This window comes from Isoptericola nanjingensis, assembly GCF_050311635.1.
Classification (GTDB): Bacteria; Actinomycetota; Actinomycetes; order Actinomycetales; family Cellulomonadaceae; genus Isoptericola; species Isoptericola nanjingensis.
In genome coordinates, this window is the sequence record NZ_JBNOZL010000003.1 from 91,561 (window position 1) to 111,670 (window position 20,110).

Sequence of the window (20,110 nt, forward strand, 5' to 3'; positions counted from 1 at the left end):
GTCGCGCCGCTCACCGGCGGTAGGTCGCCGTGAGCGTGGCGCGCGCGAGGACGTGGAAGTAGACGTTGAACGCGACGTGCACCGGGCTGTTCTCCTCGGACAGGCCGAGCGACGGGACGTCGAGGGCGTGCACCGCGAAGACGTAGCGGTGCGGGTGGTCGCCGGGCGGCGGGCCGGCCCCCTCGAAGCCGAGCCGTCCGCCGTCGCTCGGCACGTGGAACGCCCCGGCCGGGAGGCTCGCCCCGCCGACCGCGCCCGCGCCGCGCTCCAGCGAGGTGACGTCCGCGGGGACGTCGACGGCGGTCCAGTGCCAGTAGCCCGACGGCGTCGGTGCGTCCGGGTCGAAGCAGCTCACCACGAACGACCGCGTCGCCGCGGGCGCGCCCGACCACGCGAGGTGGGGCGACACGTCGGCGCCGTCGACGCTGAACTCGACGGCGAGCGGCTCGCCGTCGGTGACGTCCGCGCTCTTGAGCGTGAACGTCGCCGGGACGGGGAGCAGCGAGTACGGGTCCGGGGGCAGCGGTCGTGCGAATTCCATGCCTGTGTCCGTGCCTGTCATGGGGCCATGCTGCCCGACCGCCCGCGGTGCTGGCCAGGGCGGCGATGCAGGCCAGAGCGCGGCGCGGGCGGGCCGTGGTACGGTGCTCGCGCAAACCGACTGGACGGTACGCCGGTCGGCAGGGAGCGTCGCGAGGAGGCGATGGTGGGGTCGGTCGACCGGTTCACGGGCAGGTTCACGGGCAGGGTCGCGCTGGTGACCGGTGGCAGCCGGGGCATCGGGCTCGCGGTCGCCCGGCGGCTCGTGGACGAGGGCTGCGCCGTCGTCGTCACCGGGCGCAAGCAGGAGGCGCTCGACGAGGCCGTCGCGGCCCTCGGGCCGGAGCGCGCCTCGGGCGTGGCGGGCCGGGTCGACGACCCCGCGCACCGCGCCGCCGTCCTGGCTCACGTCGCCGAGCGCCACGGGCGCCTGGACCACCTCGTGAACAACGCCGGCATCAACCCGGCGTGGGGGCCCGCGCTCGAGGTGGACCCGGGCGTCGCGCGCAAGATCCTCGAGGTCAACGTCGTGTCCGCGCTCGAGTGGACCCGCGACGCCGTCGTCGGCGGGCTGAGCCGGTCTGTCGTGAACGTGGCGTCGATCTCCGGGACGTCGTCCAGCCCGAACATCGCCTTCTACGGCGCGTCCAAGGCTGCCCTCATCAACCTCACCCAGCAGCTCGCCCAGGAGCTGGCGCCCGCGCTCCGGGTCAACGCCGTCGCCCCGGCCGTCGTGAAGACGCGGTTCTCCCGCGCGCTCTACGAGGGGCACGAGGGGCAGGTGGCCGAGCGCTACCCCCTCGCGCGGCTGGGCGTGCCCGACGACGTCGCCGGGCCGGTCGCCTTCCTGCTCTCGGACGACGCGGCCTGGGTCACCGGCCAGACGCTCCGGATCGACGGCGGCGCGAGCATCGCGCCCGTCGGGTGAAGGATGGGGGCATGAAGAGCACGAACGTCGCCGACCGGGTCACCGCGGCCGCCCTGGACCTGTTCGCCACGCAGGGGTACGCCACCACCAGCGTGCAGCAGATCGTCGAGGCCGCGGGCGTGACCAAGGGCGCCATGTACCACTACTTCCAGTCCAAGGACGACCTCCTGTTCGCCATCTACGACCGGATGCTGGCGCTGCAGAAGGCCCACCTCGACCAGATCGTCGCCGCGGGCGGGCCGGTCGAGGACGTCGTGCGGGCCGTGTGCGTCGACGTCGTCGAGACGTCGATCGACTTCCTGCCGGAGGGCACCGTCTTCTTCCGCAGCATGCACATGCTCACCGAGCCGCGGCTCAAGGAGGTCACGCAGCGCCGTCGCGAGTACCACGACGCGTTCGCGGCGCTCCTGCGGCGCGGCCAGGACGAGGGCGTCTTCCGCACCGACGTCCCGCGGCCGCTGCTGGTGGCGCACTTCTTCAGCGACGTGCACTACCTGTCGCACTGGTACTCGCCCGAGGGGCCCGAGACGAAGTCCGAGGTGGCCGAGCAGCTCACGGAGCTGTTCCTGCGCGGGATCCGGACCGCCGCGGACTGACCAGGTCCGCCGCGGCGCCGACGACCGGGCGGGCACGACACCGACGAGACGAGAGCGACGATGACGACGCTGCCCGGCACGACCCCCGCCCGCACCCCCGCCGCCGAGGGTCCCGCGACGATGCGCGCCTGGCGCGTGACCGGCCCGGGCGAACCTGCCGACGTGCTCCGGCTCGACGAGGTGCCCGCGCCCGAGCCGGGGCCGGGGGAGGTGCTCGTGCGGGTGCGCGCCGTCGCGGTGAACTTCCCCGACGTCCTGCTGGCCCGCGGCGAGTACCAGGTGCGGCCCGAGCCGCCGTTCGTGCCCGGCATCGAGCTGTGCGGCGACGTGGTCGCCCTCGGCGAGGGCGTCGCGGTGGGAGAGCGCGGGCTCGCGCCGGGCGCACGGGTGGTCGGCTCCGCGATCGGCGTGCTGTCCGAGCTGGCGGCGCTGCCCGCCGCCGCCGTGCGGCCGGCGCCCGAGGGCCTGGGCGACGCCGAGGCGGCCGCGCTGACGATCGCGTACCAGACGGCGTGGTTCGCCCTGCACCGCAAGGCCCGCATCCGGCCGGGGGAGCACCTGCTGGTGCACGCCGCGGCCGGCGGCGTCGGGACCGCGGCGGTGCAGCTCGGCGTCGCGGCGGGGGCCCGGGTGATCGGCGTCGTCGGGAGCCCGGCGAAGGCCGCTGTCGCGACGGCGGCCGGTGCGCACCACGTCCTCGTGCGCGACGACGACCTCGCCGCCCGGGTCAAGGAGCTCACCGGAGGCGCAGGCGCCGACGTGGTCGTCGACCCGGTCGGGGGTGCGTCGTTCGAGCAGTCGACGCGCTGCATCGCCTTCGAGGGGCGGATCGTCGTGGTGGGCTTCGCGAGCGGCGACGTCCCGCCGGTGCGCGCGAACCACGCCCTCGTGAAGAACTACGACGTGCTCGGCCTGCACTGGGCCCTCTACCAGCAGCGCCGTCCCGACCTGGTCGACGCGGCGCACGACGCGCTGACGCGCCTGGTCGCGGAGGGCGCCTCGCGGCCGGTCGTCGCCGACGAGGTGCCCTTCGAGGACGCCCCCGCCGCCGTGCAACGACTCGCCGGCGGCACCACGACCGGCCGCCTCGTCGTCCACGTCGCCGGCTGACGCGAACCCCTGACCGAAGGGGCACGCCAGATCTCGCTCGGAGGAACCATGCCCGCTCGTCCCGTCCCGACCGTCCCCGACCGCCCGCTCGAGGGGCGGGTCGCGCTCGTCACCGGCGGTGCCCGCGGCCTGGGCGCGGCGTACGTCCGCGCCCTGCACGCGGCGGGCGCCGCCGTCGTCGTCGCGGACGTGCTCCACGACGAGGGCGCGGCCCTCGCGGCCGACCTCGGCGACCGGGCGCGGTCCGTCCGCCTCGACGTGACGGACGAGGCGGGGTGGGCGGCGGCGGTCGAGGCCACGGTCGAGGCGTTCGGGGGCCTGGACGTGCTCGTGAACAACGCCGGCATCGCCAACTCCGCCCCCATCGAGCACTACTCCACGGCCAAGTGGGACGCCGTGATCGCCGTGAACCTCACCGGGACGTTCCTGGGCTGCCGCACGGTCGTGCCGGTGATGAAGGCCGCCGGGGGCGGGTCGATCGTCAACGTGTCGTCGGTCGAGGGGCTGCGGGGCGGGGAGCGGCTGCACGGCTACGTGGCGTCCAAGTTCGGCGTGCGGGGGCTGACCAAGTCGCTCGCGGTGGAGCTGGGGCGGGACGGCGTCCGGGTGAACTCCGTGCACCCGGGCCTGGTGCGGACGGAGATGACGACGCGCATCGACACCGACGCCGTGCCGATCCCGATCGGGCGCGCGGCCGTGCCGGACGACGTGGCGGGCGCCGTGGTGTTCCTCGCGAGCGACGCGTCGGCGTACCTCACGGGCACGGAGCTCGTCGTGGACGGTGGCCTCACCGCGGGCGTCTGAGCGTCCCCGGGCCCGCCGGGCGGGCCGGACGTCACGGCACTGCAACATTCTGAAGAATGTCTCGCCAGGGCATACCGGCTAGTCGGTTTATCGGCTAGCGTGGCACCACCCGACACGAAGAGGTGCCGATGTCCCGCCGTATCCCCGCGTCCCCCGTGACCGCGCACAGCCCCGCCGCCCGCCCGCGCCTGGAGGTGTCCGGCCTCACCGTGACCTTCGGCGGCCTCACCGCCCTCGACGGCGTCGACCTCACGGTGGGCGACCCGTCCGGCCGTGCCGATCAGGGGCCCGGGCAGGGCGCCGAGACCGTCGCCCTGATCGGGCCGAACGGGGCGGGCAAGACCACCGTCTTCAACGCGGTGTGCGGCCTGGTGCGCCCGTCCGCGGGGGAGATCCGCCTCGACGGGCGCCCCGCGCCCGCGTCCCCGTCCCGGCTGCTCGAGCGCGGGCTCGCGCGCACGCTCCAGGGGCTCGGCCTCTTCGCCGGGCTCACGGTGCTCGAGAACGTCCTGGTGCCGGTGGCCGGGACCGCCGGCGCCTCCGACGCCGCAGCGGCCGCGCTCGCGCGGCTCGACCTGACAGTCGACGCCGGGACCGCGGTCGACGCCCTGCCCTATCCCGTGCGCAAGCGGGTGGCGCTCGCCCGCGCGCTCGTGGCGCGGCCGCGGCTCCTGCTGCTCGACGAGCCCGCCGGCGGCCTCGGGGCCGACGACGTGGAGGCCCTCGCCGACGTCGTGCGCGACGTCGTGGCGGACGGCTGCGCGGTGCTCCTGGTCGAGCACCACGTCGACTTCGTCATGGCCGTGGCCGACCGGGTCGTCGTGCTCGACTTCGGGCGCGTCGTCGCGAGCGGCACGCCCGACGAGGTCCGCGCCGACCCCGCCGTCGAGGCGGCCTACCTCGGGCTGGAGGCAGCGTGAGCGCCGCCCTGGCCGTCGAGGGCCTGACCGTCGGCTACGCGGGCGCGCCCGTGCTCGACGGTCTCGCTCTCGCCGTCGCCCCCGGCGAGGTGGTCGCCCTGCTCGGGGCGAACGGCGCCGGCAAGACGACCCTGCTGCGGGCGCTCTCCGGCCTCACGGCGCCGCGCGCGGGCCGCGTGCTGCTCGACGGCGCCGACCTCTCCGACCTGAGCGTCGAGGACCGCGCCCGGCGAGGGCTGGCCCAGGTCCCCGAGGGCCGGAGCGTCGTGACCGAGCTGACCGTCGACGAGAACCTCCACCTCGGCGCCCTGTGGTGCCATCCCGGCCGCGCCGCCCGACGGGTCGCCGTCGCCCGCACCTACGACCTGTTCGAGCCGCTCGCGCGCCGCCGCTCCAGCCTCGGGCACCAGCTCTCCGGCGGCGAGCGGCAGATGCTCGCGCTCGGCCGCGCCCTGCTCGCCCGCCCGCGCGTGCTGCTCCTCGACGAACCGTCGCTCGGCCTCGCGCCGCGCGTCGTCGCGCAGCTCATGGGCGTGCTGCGCGCCACAGCGCGGGCGACCGGCCTGACGGTGCTGCTCGCGGAGCAGAACGTCACCAGCGCCCTGTCGATCGCGGACCGGGGCGTCGTGCTGAGCCTCGGCGCGGTGGTGGTCGACGCCCCCGCTGCCGAGCTCGCCGACGATCCCGCCCTCCGCCACGCCTACCTGGGCTTCTGACCGGCTTCCGACCGGCTCCCGACCCGCGTCCCCCGAGAGAGGCTCCCCATGGACCGACTCGTCTTCCTCCTCGCCACCGGGCTCGCCCGGGGGCTCGTCGTCGCGCTCTTCGCGCTGTCCCTCGTGATCGTCTGGCGCGCCGCCCGCCTCGTGAACTTCGCGCAGGCCGCCGTCGCCACCGTCGCCGTCTTCGCCGCGTTCGCCGTCACCGGCGCGACGGGGTCCTTCTGGGCGGGGCTGGCCGCCGCCCTCCTCACCGGGGCAGCGGTGAACGCGGCCGTGGAGCGCGGCCTCGTGCGGCGCGTGCCGCAGGGCAGCCCGCTGCCCGGGATGATCGTCGCCATCGGGCTGGTCATGGTGCTGCAGTCGGCGCTCGGGATCGCCTTCGGCCCCCGGCACCGGCCGATGGCCGCGCCGTTCGACGAGCGCCCGTTCGTCGTGGGCGGCGTCCCCCTGCTCTCGCCGTACGACCTGTTCGTGCTGACCGTGGCGCTGGCGGTGGTCGGGCTGCTCGCGTGGCTCTTCAACGGCACGACGCTGGGCCTGCAGCTGCGGGCGTCGGCTGCGGCGCCGGAGGTCTCCCGGCTGCTGGGCGTGCGCGTGCCGCGCATGGTCACCCTCGGCTGGGCGCTGTCGGGCGCCGTCGCCGCCCTCGCGGCGCTCCTGCTCGTGCCCACCGAGCTCGGCCTCAACGCGCACTCCGCCGACCTGCTCTTCGTGCACGCCTTCACCGTCGCAGTCCTGGGCGGGCTCGACTCGCCGACCGGCGCGCTGATCGGCGGCGTCCTCGTGGGGGTGCTCGTCAGCCTCGTGACCGGATACCTCGGCGCCGGCGTCGCGCCGCTCGCCGTGCTCGCCCTGCTCACGCTCGTGCTGCTGGTGCGGCCCGCCGGGATCTTCGCGGCCGCCCAGGTGCGTGCCGCATGACCGCCACGAGACCCGCCGAGACCGAGGAGACCGCCGTGCGCGACGCGCGCCGCCCCGACCCGCGGCCCGCCCGCCGCCTCACCCCGACCCAGCGGATCCTGCTGCGTGCGGTCGTGCTCACGCTGCTGGCGGTCGCCGCCACGTTCCTGCTCGACCCGTACCGCAACTACCAGCTCGCCGTCGTCGCCGCGACCTTCTGCGCGACGGCCGGCCTCACGCTCCTCGTCGGGCTCACGGGCCAGCTCTCCCTCGGTCACGCCGTGCTCATGGCCGCGGGCGGCTACGGCTACGCCCTCGCCGTGAACGCGGCGTCCTCCGCCGGCCTCGACGGCGACGGGGCGGCCGGCACCGCGCGCGTCGTCCTCGGGCTGGTCGGGTCGCTGGTCGCCTCCGGCGCGCTGGGCGGGCTGCTCGGCCTCGCGGGAGCCCGCCTGCGCGGGCCCTACCTGGCGGGGCTGACGCTCGCCATGGTCGTCGCGCTGCCCGCCCTCACGACGCAGGTGCCGGCGCTCGGTGGCGACCAGGGCCTGGCGGTCCCGTTCGAGGGCGTGCCCGAGGTGCTGTCCCGGCTGATCGTCGTGGAGCAGTGGCACGCCTGGGTGGCGATCGTCGTGGCCGCGCTCGCGGTCACGCCGCTGGCCGTGCTGCGCTCCGGGCGCGCGGGCCTGCGCATGCGCGCCGTGCACGGCGACGAGACCGCGGCCCGGCTCTCCGGGGTGTCGCCCGCGCGCGTCAAGGTCGGCGCGTTCGTCGCGAGCTCGCTCGCCGCCGGGCTCGGCGGCGCCGTCCTGTGCCTCGTCACCCAGTCGGTGGGGCCCGGCCGCTACGACCTCGCGTTCTCGCTGCTGCTCGTCGTGGCCGCCGTCGTCGGCGGGCTCGGCAGCCTCGGCGGCGCGGCCGCCGGCGCGGCGCTCGTCGTGCTGCTGCCGTGGCTCGTCGACACCGTCACCGGCGCCGTCGGCGTCCCGGCCGACCTCGAGCAGCGGCTGTCCGGCAACCTCGCCGTGCTGGTCTTCGGCGCCCTGCTGATCGTCGTGACCCTGGCCTGGCCGGGCGGGCTCGCCCGCGCCGCGGCCCGTCGTCGCCACCGTTCCCACCGTCCCCGCGGCCGCACCGACGCGCCCGCGGCCCCGCCACCACCCCCAGCGTCACAACCACTCGAGAGGTGATCCCCATGCGGAACCCCCGCACCGCCACCGTCGGTACGACGGCCGGCGTGGCCGCGGCGTCCGTCGTCGCGTGCCTGGCCCTCGCCGGCTGCAGCACGCCCGCCGCGGCGGCCCCCGGCATCAGTGACGACACCGTCACGGTCGGCACGCACCAGCCGCTGACGGGCCCGGCCGCCGCCGGGTACGCGTCGATCTCGGCCGCCACGAAGGCGTACTTCGAGTACGTCAACGCGAACGGCGGCGTCCACGGCCGCTCCATCGAGTACGTCGTCAAGGACGACGGGTACAACCCGGCGAACACCCAGACCGTGGTCCGCGAGCTGGTGCAGGAGGACCAGGTGTTCGCCCTGCTCGGCGGCCTCGGCACGCCGACGCACTCGTCCGTGCTCGACTACCTCGACCAGAACGACGTGCCCGACCTCTTCGTCGCGTCCGGCAGCACGATGTGGGACGACCCCGAGGGGCACCCGAACACGTTCGGCTTCAACGCCGACTACGTGGTCGAGGGCGCCGCGCTCGCGCAGTACACCGCCGACGAGCACGCCGGCAGCAAGGTCTGCGTCCTCGGGCAGGACGACGACTTCGGGGCGGAGTTCCTCGAGGGTGTGGAGCTCGCCCTCGGCGCGGACGGCGTCACCGCCCACGAGTCGTACTCGACGTCGAACCAGGACGTCACCGCGCAGATGGGGGCCCTCCAGGCCGCGGGGTGCGAGGACGTGCTGCTCGCCACGGTGAACGGCTTCACGGCGCTCGCGGTCGGCACGGCCGCGAAGATGGGCTGGAGCCCGCGGTGGCTGGCGTCGTCGTCGGGCGGCGACTACCCGACGCTCGTCGAGCTGCTGGGCGAGGACGTGGCGCCCGCCCTGCTCCAGGGCTTCGTCAGCGCGAACTACCTGCCCTTCGGGCCGGACGGCGAGTGGGTCGAGCTGTTCGAGCAGATCAACGACGAGTACAACGACGGCGCGCGCTTCGACGGCAACACCGTGTACGGCATGAGCGTCGGCTACCTGTTCGCCGAGGCGCTGGCCCAGGCGGGCGAGGACCCGACGCGCGAGAGCCTGGTCGAGGCCGTCGAATCGGGCAAGCTCGAGGGCAACGGCATCCTGCCGCTCATGTTCGGCCCGGACGACCACTCCGCGTTCGACGGCGTCGGCATCACCGTCGTCGCCGACGGCGTGCAGGACTACGTCGGCGCGACCTACGCCGTCGGGGGCGGGAAGGTCACCGAGGTGGAGCCGCAGCCGGTGGAGCTGCGAGGCGGCGGCGTCCCCGCCCCGTAGTCTCGCCGCCGTCGTGGGCGCTCGTCTGGCGCCATCCGAGTACCGGATAGCGCCAGACGAGCGCCCACCACGGCTCAGCGGACGGGGGCGAAGCGGGCGGGCAGCTCGCGCTTGAGGATCTTGCCGCTGGGGCCGAGGGGGAGCTCGTCCACCACGTGCACCACGCGCGGGTACTTGAACGCGGCCACACGCTCGCGGACCCAGGCGGCCAGGGTGTCGGCGTCGAGCGTGCGCCCGTCGGCCGGCACGACGGCGGCGTGGATCTCCTGCCCGTGCACCGGGTCCGCGACGCCGAAGACCGCGGCCAGCGCGACGTCGGGGTGCGACACGAGCGTCGCCTCCACCTCGGTGGGATACACGTTGTACCCGTTGCGGATGATCATGTCCTTCTTGCGGTCGGTGATCGCGAGGATGCCGTCGGCGTCGAGGGTGCCGAGGTCGCCGGTGCGGAACCAGCCGTCGACGACGGCCGCGGCGTCCGCGTCCGGCCGTCCCAGGTAGCCCTTGAGCAGGTTGTGCCCGCGCACCACGATCTCGCCGAGCGCGCCCGGCTCGCTCAGCAGGTGCACCTCGTGGTCGATGACGGCGTCGGCGACGGCCACGTCCACACCCCACATCGGACGACCCACCGTGCCGGGCCGGATCGGCTCGAAGACGGTGTTGAACGAGACGCTCGGGGACGTCTCCGTGAGGCCGTAGCCCTCGTGCACCTCGGCGCCGTAGGCGGCGGCGAACTCCTCGAGCACGCTGATCGGCAGCGCCGCGCCGCCCGAGACGGCGTACCGCAGCGGCGGCCGGGCGTCGCTGCGGCGCGCGGCCTCCAGCATCCCGACGAACATCGTCGGCACGGCGGTGAACACCGTGGCCCGGTGCGCCACGAGCAGCTCGAGCGCCTGGTCCGGGTCGAACCGGGGCAGCAGCACCACGGACGCCCCGACGCGGAACGCGCAGTTCATCACCGCCATCTGGCCGAACGCGTGGAACAGCGGGAGCCCGCCGAAGACGACGTCGTCGTGCCGCAGGTCGAAGGAGTCGATGAGGGAGCAGTGCACCTGCTCGACGGCGGCGAGGTGGGAGCCGACGGCGCCCTTGGGCAGCCCGGTGGTGCCGCTGGTGTAGAGGATCGTCGCGGCCGACGTCGGGTGCACCGCCGTGTGCCGCTCCACGGGCGTCGCCGCGGCCGCCTCGTCCTCGAGCCGGGGGAGGGCGGGCCCGCCCTGCTCCGCGGTGGGGGCGAGCACCGTGACGAGGGGGACGCCCGCGCGCTCGGCGGCGGGCGCGGCCTCGGCGAGCAGCGGCGCGGCCGCGACCACGAGGTCGGCCCGGCTGTCCCGCAGCACGAACTCGATCTCTCCCGACCGGAACAGCAGGTGGATCGGGACGACGACGGCGCCGACGGAGAGCGCGGCGTAGTACACGCGCGCGAAGTCGGGCACGTTCGGCACGACCATCGCCACGCGCGAGCCGCGCCCGATCCCGCGTGCCGCGAGGGCGCCGGCGTAGGCGCAGGTCTGGTCCCAGAGCTCGCCGTAGGTGGTGGTGGTCCCCGCGAAGTGCAGCGCGGGGTACCCGGGATGGCGTCGCGCCGTCTCCGCGAGCAGCGACGCGGCCGAGAGCGTCCCGAAGCCCGGGCCGTCGACGGCATCGGTGGAGGTCCGGGCGGAACCGTCGGCGGGGGCGTCGGGCGCGGGGCCAGGGGAGTCCGCGCTGGGGTCGGGGGTGGGTGTCATGTCCGGTCCTTTCGTCGTCGTCGATCCGGAGGGTCGTGCGGGCCCCGGCGCTCCGGGACGGCTCAGCCGCGCAGCTCGGCGCGCCCGAGGGAGCCGAGGTGCACCTCGTCGGGGCCGTCGGCGAGGCGCAGGGCGCGGGCCGCGGCGAACATCTCGGCGAGCGGCTGGTCGCCGGACAGCCCGGCGGCGCCGAAGAGCTGCATCGCGCGGTCGAGGATCGCCTGGACGGTGCGCGGCACGGCGATCTTGATGGCCTGGATCTCGCGCATGGCCTTCCGGTTGCCGACGGTGTCCATGAGCCAGGCGGTCTTGAGCACGAGCAGGCGCAACGCCTCGACCTCGACGCGGGAGGTGGCGACCCACTCGCGGACCACGCCCTGCTCGGCGAGCGGGCGGCCGAACGTGGAGCGCTCGCGCGCCCGCCGGACGGCGAGCGCCAGCGCCCGCTCGGCCATGCCGAGGGCGCGCATGCAGTGGTGGATGCGGCCCGGCCCGAGGCGCGCCTGCGCCATCGCGAACCCGTCGCCCTCGCCGCCGAGCAGGTTCGTGGCGGGCACGCGGACGTCGTCGAAGGCGATCTCGGCGTGCCCGCCGTGGTCGCGGTCGTCGTAGCCGAACACGGTCAGGGGGCGCACGACCGTCACGCCCGGGGCGTCCCGCGGCACGAGCACCATCGACTGCTGCCGGCGGGGCGGCGCGTCCGGGTCGGTCTTGCCCATGACGACGAGCAGCGCGGCGCCCGGGTTCATCGCGCCGGTGGACCACCACTTGCGGCCGGTGATCACCAGCTCGTCGCCGTCGCGGCGGATGCGCGTGCCGATCTGCGACGCGTCGCTCGAGGCGACCCCCGGCTCGGTCATGCAGAACGCCGACCGGAGGCGCGCGTCGAGCAGCGGGTCGAGCCACTCGTGCTGCTGGTCCGGCGTGCCGAAGTGCGCGAGCAGCTCCATGTTGCCGGTGTCGGGGGCAGCGCAGTTGAACGCCGCCGGGGCCAGCCGCGGGCTCCAGCCGGTGAGCTCGGCGAGGGGCGCGTACTGCAGGTTGGTGAGGCCGGCGCCGCGGTCCCCGGCGGGCCCGTCGCCCGGGAGGAACAGGTTCCACAGGCCCTGCTCGCGGGCGGCGTCCTGGAGCTCGCGCAGCACGGGGCGCGGGGACCAGTCGTCCGGGGCGGCGGCGAGCTGCGCGTCCAGCACCGGTTCCGCCGGCAGCACGCGCTCGTCGAGGAACGCGCGGACCCGGACGGTGAGCTCGGCGGTGCGGGCGTCGGGGGCGAAGTCCATCAGGCCCTCCCGGCGGGCGTCGCGTGCGCGAGGCCGTCCTCGGCCAGCGGCGCCACGAGGGCGCCGATCCGGTCGAAGCCCTCGCCGACCGTCTCGCCCGCCCGGTAGCGGTAGTGGATCCCCTCGAGGATCACGGCGAGCTTGTACGCGGCGAACGCGCGGTACCAGGCCAGGTCGGGCGGCGCGGCGCCCGACCGCGCGGCGTACGCGTCGACGAGGGCCGCGAACTCCGGGTAGCCGGCGCCGGGGACGACGGCGCTCAGCGCGCCGTCGTCGGAACCGTCGTCGCCTGCCGTACCGGTGAGGCCGCGGATGTCCCAGTACAGGCCGAGCATGCCGAGGTCGACCAGCGGGTCGCCGAGGGTCGCCATCTCCCAGTCGAGGACGGCGGCGACGCGGGGCGCGTCGGGCGGGCCGGCGACGATCGCGTTGTCGAGCCGGAAGTCGCCGTGCACGATGCCGGCCCGCCCGCCCGAGTCGGGGACGCCCGCGGCGAGCCGGTCCTGCAGCGCGTCGAGCCGGGGCTGCGGGCGGCTGCGGGAGGCGTCGTACTGGCGCCGCCACGTGGCCAGCTGCCGGTGGAGGTACCCGTCGGGGCGGCCGAAGTCCGCGAGGCCGACGGCGGCCGGGTCCACGGCGTGCAGGTCGGCGAGCACCTCGGCGAGCTCGAGACCGAGGGCGTGCAGGCCGTCCGCCGTGAACGCCCCGTTCTGCGCCGGGCGGGACAGCACCGTGCCGGCCACGTGCTCCATGACGAAGAAGACGGTGCCGGTGACCTCGCCGCGGTCGGTGTCGTCGACGACGTCGACGGTGCGGGGCACCGGGACGGGGCTGTCCGCGAGGGCGGTGACGACGCGGTGCTCGCGGCGCATGTCGTGCGCGGTGGACAGCACGTGGCCCAGCGGCGGCCGCCGCACGACGAGCGGCACGCGGGCCCCGTGGACGCGGTACGTGAGGTTGCTGCGGCCGCCGGCGATCACGCTCGCGGTGAGCTCACCTCCGGAACCCGTGCCGCCGTCGGTGAGCTCGGGGTGCTCCCGCTCCAGCCACGCCCGCAGCCCTGCGGTGTCCAGTCCGGGCACGTCGGTCATCGATGACCACCTTCCGTCGACCCGGATCGTCCCGGGGCTCGAGCGAGCATACCGCGCAGTCGGTATGTGGTGCGACCAGGTCGTCCGCGGGGCGCGCGGTGTCGTGGTGGTCGGTCCTGCGGCGTGTCAGTCCTGCAGGGTGGCGACCGCCCGCCGGACGCCGTCCGGCACGGGCACCGGCCGCCGGGAGGGCTCGTCGACGAACACGTGCGTGAACCGGCCGACGGCGATCGGCTCGTCGCCGTCGGCGCGGAGCACGTGCAGGTCCCACGTGAGGCTCGTGCGCCCCAGGCGCTCCACGCCGATCCCGACCTCGAGCTCCTCGGGGTACGACGCCGGCGCGCGGAACTCGCACGACGACGCCACGCACAGCCCGATCACGTCGCCCCGCGGGTCCAGCCCCCCGTGGGCGATCATCCACGCGTTCACGGCGGTGTCCATCGCGGCGTAGTACACGGTGTTGTTGACGTGGCCGTACTGGTCGTTGTCGTTCCAGCGCAGCGGGAACGGGTGGCGGGCGCGGGGCATCGGTGCTCCTGGGGGTCTCGGGCGGGGTCTCAGGGGTGTCGGCGGGCGGGATCAGGCGGAGGTGGACGGCACCCGCAGCAGGTGGCGGAACGCGACGGCGGCGCGGTCGGCCTCGGGCGTCTCGCCCGTGATGAGGTCGGCATAGGTGAACGACTCGGAGACGCGCACCAGCAGGTAGGCGAGCGACGCGGGGTCGATGCCGCTCGTGCTCCCGCCTTCGGTCCCGCCGTCGTCGTCGAACGGGGTGTCGCCGAGGTGGGTGCGCACCAGCCACTCGCAGGTGGCGAGGAAGCGGTGCTGGATGGGGCTCGCCTTGGTGGTGAGCAGCCGCAGGGCGCGCGCGGGCTCGCGGGTGAGGAAGTCCCGGAAGTACGGGGCGGTGATGAGGTCGCCGGCGAAGCGCGTGAGGACGCCGGCGACCCGCTCGGCCCCGCGTTCGGCCGCCGTCGCGCGGTCGGCCTGGACCAGGGTCGGGACGGCGAGGGACCACAGCACCTCGGTGAGCAGCGCGTCCCGGTTGCCGACCCACCGGAACACGGACGTCCGGTCGACGCCGAGGCTCGCGGCCAGGGGGGCCATGTCGAGGCGCCGTCCGGCGACGAACGTCTCCCGCGCGAGGTCGAACGCCCGCCGTGCGTCGGCGTGGGCGCCGGGCGCCAGGCGCAGGGAGAGCGGCGTGGGCGCGGCCTCGAGGCCGACGGTCGCGATCGGCGCGTCGTCGTGCGGGGCGGGCGTGGTGCTCGTGGCGCTGTCCGGCATGACCGCAGCCTAGTGTCGTGGGACGAGGTCCGTGCAACATCTTGGAAAATGATGCACGGGGGTGCACACTGGTCGCGTTCGACGACGATCGGAGCAACGATGACGTTCACCTCCCCGGCCACCTCGACCACCGGCCTGACCACCGGCCCGACCACCGGCCCGACCACCGGCCCCGCGGTGCTCGACGCCGACTTCTACGGCTTCCAGGACCTGCTCACCCCCCGCGAGCAGGAGGCGGCGCTCGCCGTGCGCGAGTTCATGGAGCGCGAGGTACGCCCCCTCGCGGACGACTACTGGGAGCGAGCGGAGTGTCCCGTCCACCTCTTCAAGCCGTTCGCCGAGCTCGGCACGGTGGGTGCGGCGTGGCCCGAGTGCGCGCCGTTCGAGAGCTCGGCGGTGTTCCGCGGCTGGATCGGCATGGAGCTCGCCCGGGTGGACTCCTCGTTCTGCACCTTCATCGGCGTGTCCTCGGGGCTCGCGATGAGCGCGATCGGCCTGGGCGGCTCGCCCGAGCAACGCGCGCAGTGGCTGCCCCCGATGGCGAGCGGCGACGTCATCGGCGCCTTCGGCCTCACCGAGCCGCTGTCCGGCTCCGACACCGCCAAGGGGCTGCGCACCACCGCCACGCGCCAGGGCGACACCTGGACCCTGCACGGCGCCAAGCGCTGGATCGGCAACGCGACGTTCGCCGACGTCGTCGTGATCTGGGCCAAGGACACGGCCGACGACCAGGTCAAGGGCTTCCTCGTCCGGAAGGGGACGCCAGGCTTCACCGCCACGAAGATCGAGCGCAAGCAGTCGCTGCGCATCGTGCAGAACGCGGACATCGCGCTCGACGGCGTCCAGGTCGCGGAGGCCGACAGGCTGCAGCGCGTCGACCGCTTCCGCGACGTCGCCCAGGTGCTCCGCGTGACGCGCGACGGCGTGTCCTGGCAGTCGCTGGGCACGATGATCGGCGCCTACGAGGCGGCCGTGGCGTACACGCGGCAGCGTGAGCAGTTCGGGCACCCGATCGCCAGCTACCAGCTGATCCAGGACAAGCTCGCCACCGCGCTCGCGAACGTCACTGCGAGCCTCGCCGTGTGCGTGCGCGTCTCCCAGCTGCAGGACGCCGGGACGCAGCGCGACGCGCACGCCGCGATGGCGAAGGCGTTCGTCACCACCCGCATGCGCGAGACCGTCGCGCTGTGCCGCGAGGCCTGCGGCGGCAACGGCATCACCCTCGACACCGGCGTCGCGCGGTACTTCGCCGACGCCGAGGCCGTGTACACGTTCGAGGGCACCCGGGACATGAACAACCTCATCGTGGGCCGCGAGATCACCGGCCACGCGGCGTTCGTCTGAGCCGCCCGCTCCCCCATCTCGTACCGACCCGAAGGAGACACGACATGACCGAGGCGTACATCGTCGCCACCGCGCGCTCGCCGATCGGGCGCGCGCACAAGGGATCGCTCAAGGACGTCCGCGCCGACGACCTCGCCGCGCGCATGGTCGAGGCCGCCGTCGCGCAGGTGCCCGGGCTCGACCCGGCGCGCATCGACGACCTCCTGCTGGGCTGCGGCCTGCCCGGCGGCCGGCAGGGGATGAACATGGCCCGCGTCGTGGCCGTGCTGAACGGCTGGGACTCCGTGCCCGGCACCACCGTGACCCGGTACTGCTCCTCCAGCCTGCAGACCACGCGCATGGCGTTCCACGCCATCAGGGCGGGGGAGGGCGACGTCTTCGTGTCCGCCGGCGTCGAGTCGGTGAGCGGCATGGCCGTCGGGTCGAGCGACGAGATCCCCGGCGTCGACCTCACCAACCCTCGCTTCGCCGACGCGCTGGAGCGCACGGCGAAGCGCGCCGTCGGCGGCGCCGGGCCCTGGACCGACCCGCGCGCCGTCGGGGCCCTGCCGGACGCGTACGTCGCCATGGGGCAGACGGCGGAGAACGTCGCGGACCTGCGCGGCATCTCGCGCCGCGACCAGGACGAGTTCGCCGCGCGCAGCCAGCAGCGCGCCGAGGCGGCGATCGCCGACGGCTTCTGGGCGCGGGACATCACGCCCGTCACGCTCGACGACGGCACGGTGGTGTCCGCGGACGACGGCCCGCGCCCCGGCACGACCGTCGAGAGGCTCGCGACGCTCGACCCGGTGTTCCGCCCCGACGGCACGGTCACCGCCGGCAACGCGTGCCCGCTCAACGACGGGGCCGCCGCCGTCGTCGTGGTCTCCGACCGCGTCGTCGACGAGCTCGGCCTGACGCCGCTGGCGCGCATCGTGTCGACCGGCGTCACGGGCCTGTCGCCCGAGATCATGGGCCTGGGCCCGGTGGGGGCGAGCCGCCAGGCGCTCGCCCGCGCGGGGCTCGGGATCGACGACATGGACCTCGTCGAGATCAACGAGGCGTTCGCCGCGCAGGTCATCGCGTCGGCCCTCGAGCTGGGCATCGAGGACGAGCGGCTCAACGTCCACGGCGGCGCCATCGCCGTCGGGCACCCCTTCGGCATGACCGGCGCCCGTATCACCTCCACGCTGATCAACGGGCTCGAGGCGTCGGGCGGCCGCTACGGGCTGGAGACCATGTGCGTCGGCGGCGGGCAGGGCATGGCGATGGTGCTGGAGCGCGTCGCGTAGCGCTCAGAGCCACTCGCCGTCGCGCATGAGGGTACGGCCGGCCAGCTCGTCCACCTCGCGCCAGGCCTGGACGCGTCGCGGGCGCAGCACGAGGTAGACGTCGTGCTCGCCGCCCGGGCGCGGGTCCCAGTCCGCCTGCGCGGCATACCCCTCGGCGAGCTCCGGCGGCGCCTCGGCGACCCGGACCGAGCGCTCGAGGACGGCGTCGACCATGACGACGTCGCGTGTCGCCCCGAGCGAGAGCCGCGCGGTACCGGTGGCGAGCAGGTTGCGGCCCGTGCGCGACGTCGCCTCCAGCGCGAGGACGACGCGGTCGTCGACCCAGGCCAGCGACAGGGGCACCAGGTAGGGCTCGGGCGTGCCGTCGGGTGCCGTCGACGCCGTGGCGACCCAGACGTCTCGCACCGGGGAGCTCAGCATCGCCAGCGTGTCGGCGCGGCGCTGCTCGCGTGTGCGAGGACCGGGTGCGACCTGCGGGTTCGTCGTCATGGCGCCATCCTGCCCGATCCGGTGCCTCCGGACGGCGGCGCCGTCCGGGGGCGCCGCCTATCGCTCGGGGACGTACAGCGCCAGCGTCTGCGCGACGAGCGCCGGCTTGTCGACCCCCTCGATCTCGACGGTCACGGTCGAGGCCAGCCGCACGCCCTGGGCGACGGTCTCGGCACCCGTGAGCTCCGTCGTCGCGCGGATGCGCGAGCCGGCGGGGACGGGGTGCAGGAACCGCACCTTGTCCAGGCCGTAGTTCATCGCCATCGCGACGCCGCCCACCTCGACCAGCGACGACGCCAGCCGGGGCAGCAGGGACAGGGTGAGGAACCCGTGCGCGATCGTCGTGCCGAACGGGCCGTCGGCGGCGCGCCACGGGTCGACGTGGATCCACTGGAGGTCCTCGGTGGCGTCGGCGAACGCGTCGATGCGCTCCTGCGCGATCGTGAACCACTCGCCCGTGGCCTTCTGCCCGACGGCGCCGTCCAGCGCGGCGGGGGAGGAGACCTGGATGGCCGCGGTCACGCCTTCGGCCCGCCGGCGACGTAGAGCACCTGGCCCGAGACGAACGACGCCTCCTCGGAGCAGAAGAACGACACGGCGGCGGCGATGTCCTCGGGCTGCCCGACCCGCCCGACCGGTACGTCCTTGGCCGCCGCGGCGTGGAACTCCTCGGGCGTCATGCCGATGCGTTCGGCGGTCTCGGCGATCATGTCGGTCGCGATGACGCCCGGTGCCACGGCGTTGGCGGTGACACCGAACTTGCCCAGCTCGATCGCGAGCGTCTTGGTGAACCCCTGCATGCCCGCCTTCGCGGCGGAGTAGTTCGCCTGGCCCCGGTTGCCGAGCGCGGACGTGCTGGACAGGTTGACGACGCGGCCCCAGCCGGCGGCGACCATGTGCGCCTGCACGGCCCGCGTCGCGACGAACGCGCCGCGCAGGTGCACGCGCAGCACGGCGTCCCAGTCGTCCTCGGACATCTTGAACAGGAGGTTGTCGCGCAGGATCCCGGCGTTGTTCACCAGGATCGTCGGCGCGCCGAGCTCGTCCGTCACGCGCGCGACGGCGGCCTCGACGGCCGCGGCGTCGGCGACGTCCACGCCGAGGCCGATCGCGCGACCGCCGCCGGCGACGATGTCGGCGGCGGTCGCGGCGGCCTGCTCCTCCAGGAGGTCCAGGACGGCGACGGCGTGGCCGTCGGCGGCCAGCCGGCGGGCGGTCGCGGCCCCGATGCCGCGGGCGGCTCCGGTGACGACGGCGACGCGCGAGGTGGGGTCGGCGGTGGCGGTCATGCGGTGGTCCTCTCGTCGAAGGTGATGAGCTGGCGCAGCTCGGCGCCGGCGGCGAGCCGGTCCAGGGCGGCCGGCAGGTCCTCGAGCCCGATGCGGGCCGAGACGAGTGATTCGAGCGGCAGGCGGCCCGCGCGCCAGAGGTCGACGTACCGCGGGATGTCGCGGCTCGGCACGGACGACCCGAGGTAGGAGCCCACGACCGTGCGGGCCTCGGCCGTCAGGGTCAGCGGCGCGACGGACGCGCGGGCGTCGGGGCCGGGCAGCCCGGCCGTCACGGTGGTGCCGCCGGGCACGGTGAGCGCGAGCGCGGTCTCGAAGGCGCGCGCCGAGCCGGCGGCCTCGACGACGACGGGCGCCCGCTCGCCGGCGTCGAGCGCCTCGTCGGGGGTGCGCGCGGTGGTGGCGCCGAGGCGGCGCGCGAGGTCGAGCTTGGCGGGCACCGGGTCGACGCCGAGCACCTCGTGCCCCAGGGCGAGCGCGACGAGCAGCGCGGCCATCCCGACCCCGCCCAAACCGACGACGGCCACGCGGTCGCCGGGTGCCGGGCGGCCGGCGTTGATCACGGCGCCGCCGCCCGTGAGGACCGCGCAGCCCAGCAGGGCGGCGACGTCGGCGGGCACGTCGTCGTCCACGGGGACCACGGAGGTGCGGTGCACGACGGCGTGGGTGGCGAAGGCGCTGACGCCCAGGTGGTGGTGGACCGGCTCCGGGCCGCGGTGCAGCCGTACCGCGCCCCCGACCAGCGTGGCGGCGGCGTTGGCGGCGCTGCCGGCCGTGCAGGGCAGCCGGCCGTCGGTGGCGCAGGCTGCGCAGGCGCCGCACCGCGGCAGGAAGGTCAGGACGACGCGCCGTCCCGGGGCGATGTCGTCGGTGCCATCGGTGCCATCGGTGCCGTCGTGCGCCGCGTCGCCGACGGTCTCCACGATCCCGGCGGCCTCGTGGCCGAGGAGCAGGGGGACGGGGCGCTCGCGGCTGCCGTCCACGACGCTCAGGTCCGAGTGGCACAGCCCCGCGGCCTCGATGCGGACCAGGAGCTCGCTGGGCCCGGGCGGGTCGAGGTCGAGCGTGCTGGTGCGCAGCGCCCCGGAGGTGGCGTACGGCGGGGGTGCTCCGGTGCGGTCCAGCACGGCGCCCACGATCTGCACGGTCGACCTCCTCGTCGCTGAGGGCCCCAGTCTGCTCCCGAGAGCCCGTCCATCCGACATACCGACTGCGCGGTATGTCGGCAGCAGCGTACACGAGCGAGGCGCCCGTGCGGCCGACCTGCGCGGTTGACAGCGGTCGCCGTCGCGACGTCTACTGGCAGTGTTCGAACAAGCGTTCGAAGGACGACGGTCGT

At 75.1% G+C, this 20,110-nt stretch carries 21 protein-coding genes; 11 read left to right on the top strand and 10 right to left on the bottom strand.

The window, feature by feature from the left end:
• Positions 1 to 10: 10 nt before the first annotated feature.
• Positions 11 to 541, bottom strand: a complete 531-nt coding sequence (locus ACQP6G_RS05900; protein WP_429763314.1) for a YbhB/YbcL family Raf kinase inhibitor-like protein — start codon at positions 539 to 541, stop codon at positions 11 to 13.
• Between the two features lie 165 nt (positions 542 to 706).
• Here ACQP6G_RS05900 and ACQP6G_RS05905 point away from each other — a divergent pair, with 165 nt between their 5' ends.
• The 9 genes from ACQP6G_RS05905 (at position 707) to ACQP6G_RS05945 (ending at position 8,990) form a co-directional block, all read left to right on the top strand.
• A complete protein-coding gene (locus tag ACQP6G_RS05905; protein WP_429763315.1) occupies positions 707 to 1,468 on the top strand; it encodes an SDR family oxidoreductase in 762 nt (253 codons plus the stop codon).
• Positions 1,469 to 1,479: 11 nt separating this feature from the next.
• Positions 1,480 to 2,064 carry a TetR/AcrR family transcriptional regulator gene (locus ACQP6G_RS05910; RefSeq protein WP_429763316.1) on the top strand — a complete coding sequence of 195 codons (585 nt, stop codon included), beginning with the start codon at positions 1,480 to 1,482 and terminating at the stop codon, positions 2,062 to 2,064.
• A gap of 60 nt (positions 2,065 to 2,124) precedes the next feature.
• On the top strand, positions 2,125 to 3,174 hold the full coding sequence (locus ACQP6G_RS05915; RefSeq protein WP_429763317.1) for an NADPH:quinone oxidoreductase family protein: 1,050 nt from the start codon (positions 2,125 to 2,127) through the stop codon (positions 3,172 to 3,174).
• A 48-nt stretch (positions 3,175 to 3,222) separates the two neighbouring features.
• On the top strand, positions 3,223 to 3,978 hold the full coding sequence (locus tag ACQP6G_RS05920) for a glucose 1-dehydrogenase (protein ID WP_429763318.1): 756 nt from the start codon (positions 3,223 to 3,225) through the stop codon (positions 3,976 to 3,978).
• A gap of 128 nt (positions 3,979 to 4,106) precedes the next feature.
• Positions 4,107 to 4,898 carry an ABC transporter ATP-binding protein gene (locus ACQP6G_RS05925; RefSeq protein ID WP_429763319.1) on the top strand — a complete coding sequence of 264 codons (792 nt, stop codon included), beginning with the start codon at positions 4,107 to 4,109 and terminating at the stop codon, positions 4,896 to 4,898.
• The gene (locus tag ACQP6G_RS05930) at positions 4,895 to 5,614 is read left to right on the top strand and encodes an ABC transporter ATP-binding protein (protein WP_429763320.1); all 720 of its coding nucleotides are present in this window, start codon (positions 4,895 to 4,897) and stop codon (positions 5,612 to 5,614) included. Before ACQP6G_RS05925 ends, ACQP6G_RS05930 begins: the two co-directional genes overlap by 4 nt.
• Before the next feature lie 48 nt (positions 5,615 to 5,662).
• Positions 5,663 to 6,541 (top strand): branched-chain amino acid ABC transporter permease, encoded by an 879-nt coding sequence (locus tag ACQP6G_RS05935; protein WP_429763321.1) that lies wholly within the window; start codon positions 5,663 to 5,665, stop codon positions 6,539 to 6,541.
• On the top strand, positions 6,538 to 7,710 hold the full coding sequence (locus ACQP6G_RS05940) for an ABC transporter permease subunit (RefSeq protein ID WP_429763322.1): 1,173 nt from the start codon (positions 6,538 to 6,540) through the stop codon (positions 7,708 to 7,710). The genes ACQP6G_RS05935 and ACQP6G_RS05940 overlap by 4 nt, the downstream gene beginning before the upstream one ends.
• Before the next feature lie 5 nt (positions 7,711 to 7,715).
• Positions 7,716 to 8,990 carry an ABC transporter substrate-binding protein gene (locus tag ACQP6G_RS05945; protein WP_429763323.1) on the top strand — a complete coding sequence of 425 codons (1,275 nt, stop codon included), beginning with the start codon at positions 7,716 to 7,718 and terminating at the stop codon, positions 8,988 to 8,990.
• Between the two features lie 74 nt (positions 8,991 to 9,064).
• On the opposite strand, the gene ACQP6G_RS05950 is transcribed toward ACQP6G_RS05945, so the two are convergent.
• The 5 genes from ACQP6G_RS05950 to ACQP6G_RS05970 all read right to left on the bottom strand — a co-directional run bounded on the left by ACQP6G_RS05950 (position 9,065) and on the right by ACQP6G_RS05970 (position 14,378).
• A complete protein-coding gene (locus ACQP6G_RS05950) occupies positions 9,065 to 10,720 on the bottom strand; it encodes an AMP-binding protein (RefSeq protein WP_429763324.1) in 1,656 nt (551 codons plus the stop codon).
• A gap of 62 nt (positions 10,721 to 10,782) precedes the next feature.
• The gene (locus ACQP6G_RS05955) at positions 10,783 to 12,000 is read right to left on the bottom strand and encodes an acyl-CoA dehydrogenase family protein (RefSeq protein WP_429763325.1); all 1,218 of its coding nucleotides are present in this window, start codon (positions 11,998 to 12,000) and stop codon (positions 10,783 to 10,785) included.
• Positions 12,000 to 13,091, bottom strand: a complete 1,092-nt coding sequence (locus tag ACQP6G_RS05960; protein WP_429763326.1) for a phosphotransferase family protein — start codon at positions 13,089 to 13,091, stop codon at positions 12,000 to 12,002. The genes ACQP6G_RS05955 and ACQP6G_RS05960 overlap by 1 nt, the downstream gene beginning before the upstream one ends.
• 126 nt (positions 13,092 to 13,217) lie before the next feature.
• Positions 13,218 to 13,619: an acyl-CoA thioesterase gene (locus ACQP6G_RS05965; RefSeq protein WP_429763327.1), complete on the bottom strand. Its 402-nt coding sequence runs from the start codon at positions 13,617 to 13,619 to the stop codon at positions 13,218 to 13,220.
• Between the two features lie 51 nt (positions 13,620 to 13,670).
• Positions 13,671 to 14,378, bottom strand: a complete 708-nt coding sequence (locus ACQP6G_RS05970) for a QsdR family transcriptional regulator (protein WP_429763328.1) — start codon at positions 14,376 to 14,378, stop codon at positions 13,671 to 13,673.
• A 99-nt stretch (positions 14,379 to 14,477) separates the two neighbouring features.
• On the opposite strand from ACQP6G_RS05970, the gene ACQP6G_RS05975 reads away from it, so the two are divergent.
• Positions 14,478 to 15,722 carry an acyl-CoA dehydrogenase family protein gene (locus ACQP6G_RS05975; RefSeq protein ID WP_429763329.1) on the top strand — a complete coding sequence of 415 codons (1,245 nt, stop codon included), beginning with the start codon at positions 14,478 to 14,480 and terminating at the stop codon, positions 15,720 to 15,722.
• 44 nt (positions 15,723 to 15,766) lie between these two features.
• Entirely contained in the window at positions 15,767 to 16,993 is a 1,227-nt protein-coding gene (locus tag ACQP6G_RS05980; RefSeq protein WP_429763330.1) for an acetyl-CoA C-acetyltransferase, read from the top strand.
• Between the two features lie 3 nt (positions 16,994 to 16,996).
• Here the strand turns inward: ACQP6G_RS05980 and ACQP6G_RS05985 are convergent, their stop codons facing one another.
• From ACQP6G_RS05985 to ACQP6G_RS06000, 4 genes are read right to left on the bottom strand one after another with little or no spacing between them, the layout of a single operon-like run.
• Positions 16,997 to 17,482: a pyridoxamine 5'-phosphate oxidase family protein gene (locus ACQP6G_RS05985; protein ID WP_429763331.1), complete on the bottom strand. Its 486-nt coding sequence runs from the start codon at positions 17,480 to 17,482 to the stop codon at positions 16,997 to 16,999.
• Between the two features lie 57 nt (positions 17,483 to 17,539).
• On the bottom strand, positions 17,540 to 18,004 hold the full coding sequence (locus ACQP6G_RS05990; protein WP_429763332.1) for a MaoC family dehydratase: 465 nt from the start codon (positions 18,002 to 18,004) through the stop codon (positions 17,540 to 17,542).
• Entirely contained in the window at positions 18,001 to 18,771 is a 771-nt protein-coding gene (gene fabG / locus ACQP6G_RS05995) for a 3-oxoacyl-ACP reductase FabG (RefSeq protein ID WP_429763333.1), read from the bottom strand. Before fabG ends, ACQP6G_RS05990 begins: the two co-directional genes overlap by 4 nt.
• A complete protein-coding gene (locus ACQP6G_RS06000; RefSeq protein WP_429763334.1) occupies positions 18,768 to 19,916 on the bottom strand; it encodes a zinc-binding dehydrogenase in 1,149 nt (382 codons plus the stop codon). The genes fabG and ACQP6G_RS06000 overlap by 4 nt, the downstream gene beginning before the upstream one ends.
• Positions 19,917 to 20,110: the final 194 nt, after the last annotated feature.

What these genes read in the sequence shown, in the direction of transcription:
- fabG (WP_429763333.1), bottom strand. Translation starts at nt 18,771, where the DNA reads ATGACCGCCACCGCCGACCCCACCTCGCGCGTCGCCGTCGTCACCGGA.
- ACQP6G_RS05970 (WP_429763328.1), bottom strand. Translation starts at nt 14,378, where the DNA reads ATGCCGGACAGCGCCACGAGCACCACGCCCGCCCCGCACGACGACGCG.
- ACQP6G_RS05910 (WP_429763316.1), top strand. Translation starts at nt 1,480, where the DNA reads ATGAAGAGCACGAACGTCGCCGACCGGGTCACCGCGGCCGCCCTGGAC.
- ACQP6G_RS05940 (WP_429763322.1), top strand. Translation starts at nt 6,538, where the DNA reads ATGACCGCCACGAGACCCGCCGAGACCGAGGAGACCGCCGTGCGCGAC.
- ACQP6G_RS05955 (WP_429763325.1), bottom strand. Translation starts at nt 12,000, where the DNA reads ATGGACTTCGCCCCCGACGCCCGCACCGCCGAGCTCACCGTCCGGGTC.
- ACQP6G_RS05985 (WP_429763331.1), bottom strand. Translation starts at nt 17,482, where the DNA reads ATGACGACGAACCCGCAGGTCGCACCCGGTCCTCGCACACGCGAGCAG.
- ACQP6G_RS05945 (WP_429763323.1), top strand. Translation starts at nt 7,716, where the DNA reads ATGCGGAACCCCCGCACCGCCACCGTCGGTACGACGGCCGGCGTGGCC.
- ACQP6G_RS05980 (WP_429763330.1), top strand. Translation starts at nt 15,767, where the DNA reads ATGACCGAGGCGTACATCGTCGCCACCGCGCGCTCGCCGATCGGGCGC.
- ACQP6G_RS05950 (WP_429763324.1), bottom strand. Translation starts at nt 10,720, where the DNA reads ATGACACCCACCCCCGACCCCAGCGCGGACTCCCCTGGCCCCGCGCCC.
- ACQP6G_RS05920 (WP_429763318.1), top strand. Translation starts at nt 3,223, where the DNA reads ATGCCCGCTCGTCCCGTCCCGACCGTCCCCGACCGCCCGCTCGAGGGG.
- ACQP6G_RS05975 (WP_429763329.1), top strand. Translation starts at nt 14,478, where the DNA reads ATGACGTTCACCTCCCCGGCCACCTCGACCACCGGCCTGACCACCGGC.
- ACQP6G_RS05935 (WP_429763321.1), top strand. Translation starts at nt 5,663, where the DNA reads ATGGACCGACTCGTCTTCCTCCTCGCCACCGGGCTCGCCCGGGGGCTC.
- ACQP6G_RS05900 (WP_429763314.1), bottom strand. Translation starts at nt 541, where the DNA reads ATGGAATTCGCACGACCGCTGCCCCCGGACCCGTACTCGCTGCTCCCC.
- ACQP6G_RS05915 (WP_429763317.1), top strand. Translation starts at nt 2,125, where the DNA reads ATGACGACGCTGCCCGGCACGACCCCCGCCCGCACCCCCGCCGCCGAG.
- ACQP6G_RS05965 (WP_429763327.1), bottom strand. Translation starts at nt 13,619, where the DNA reads ATGCCCCGCGCCCGCCACCCGTTCCCGCTGCGCTGGAACGACAACGAC.
- ACQP6G_RS05960 (WP_429763326.1), bottom strand. Translation starts at nt 13,091, where the DNA reads ATGACCGACGTGCCCGGACTGGACACCGCAGGGCTGCGGGCGTGGCTG.
- ACQP6G_RS05925 (WP_429763319.1), top strand. Translation starts at nt 4,107, where the DNA reads ATGTCCCGCCGTATCCCCGCGTCCCCCGTGACCGCGCACAGCCCCGCC.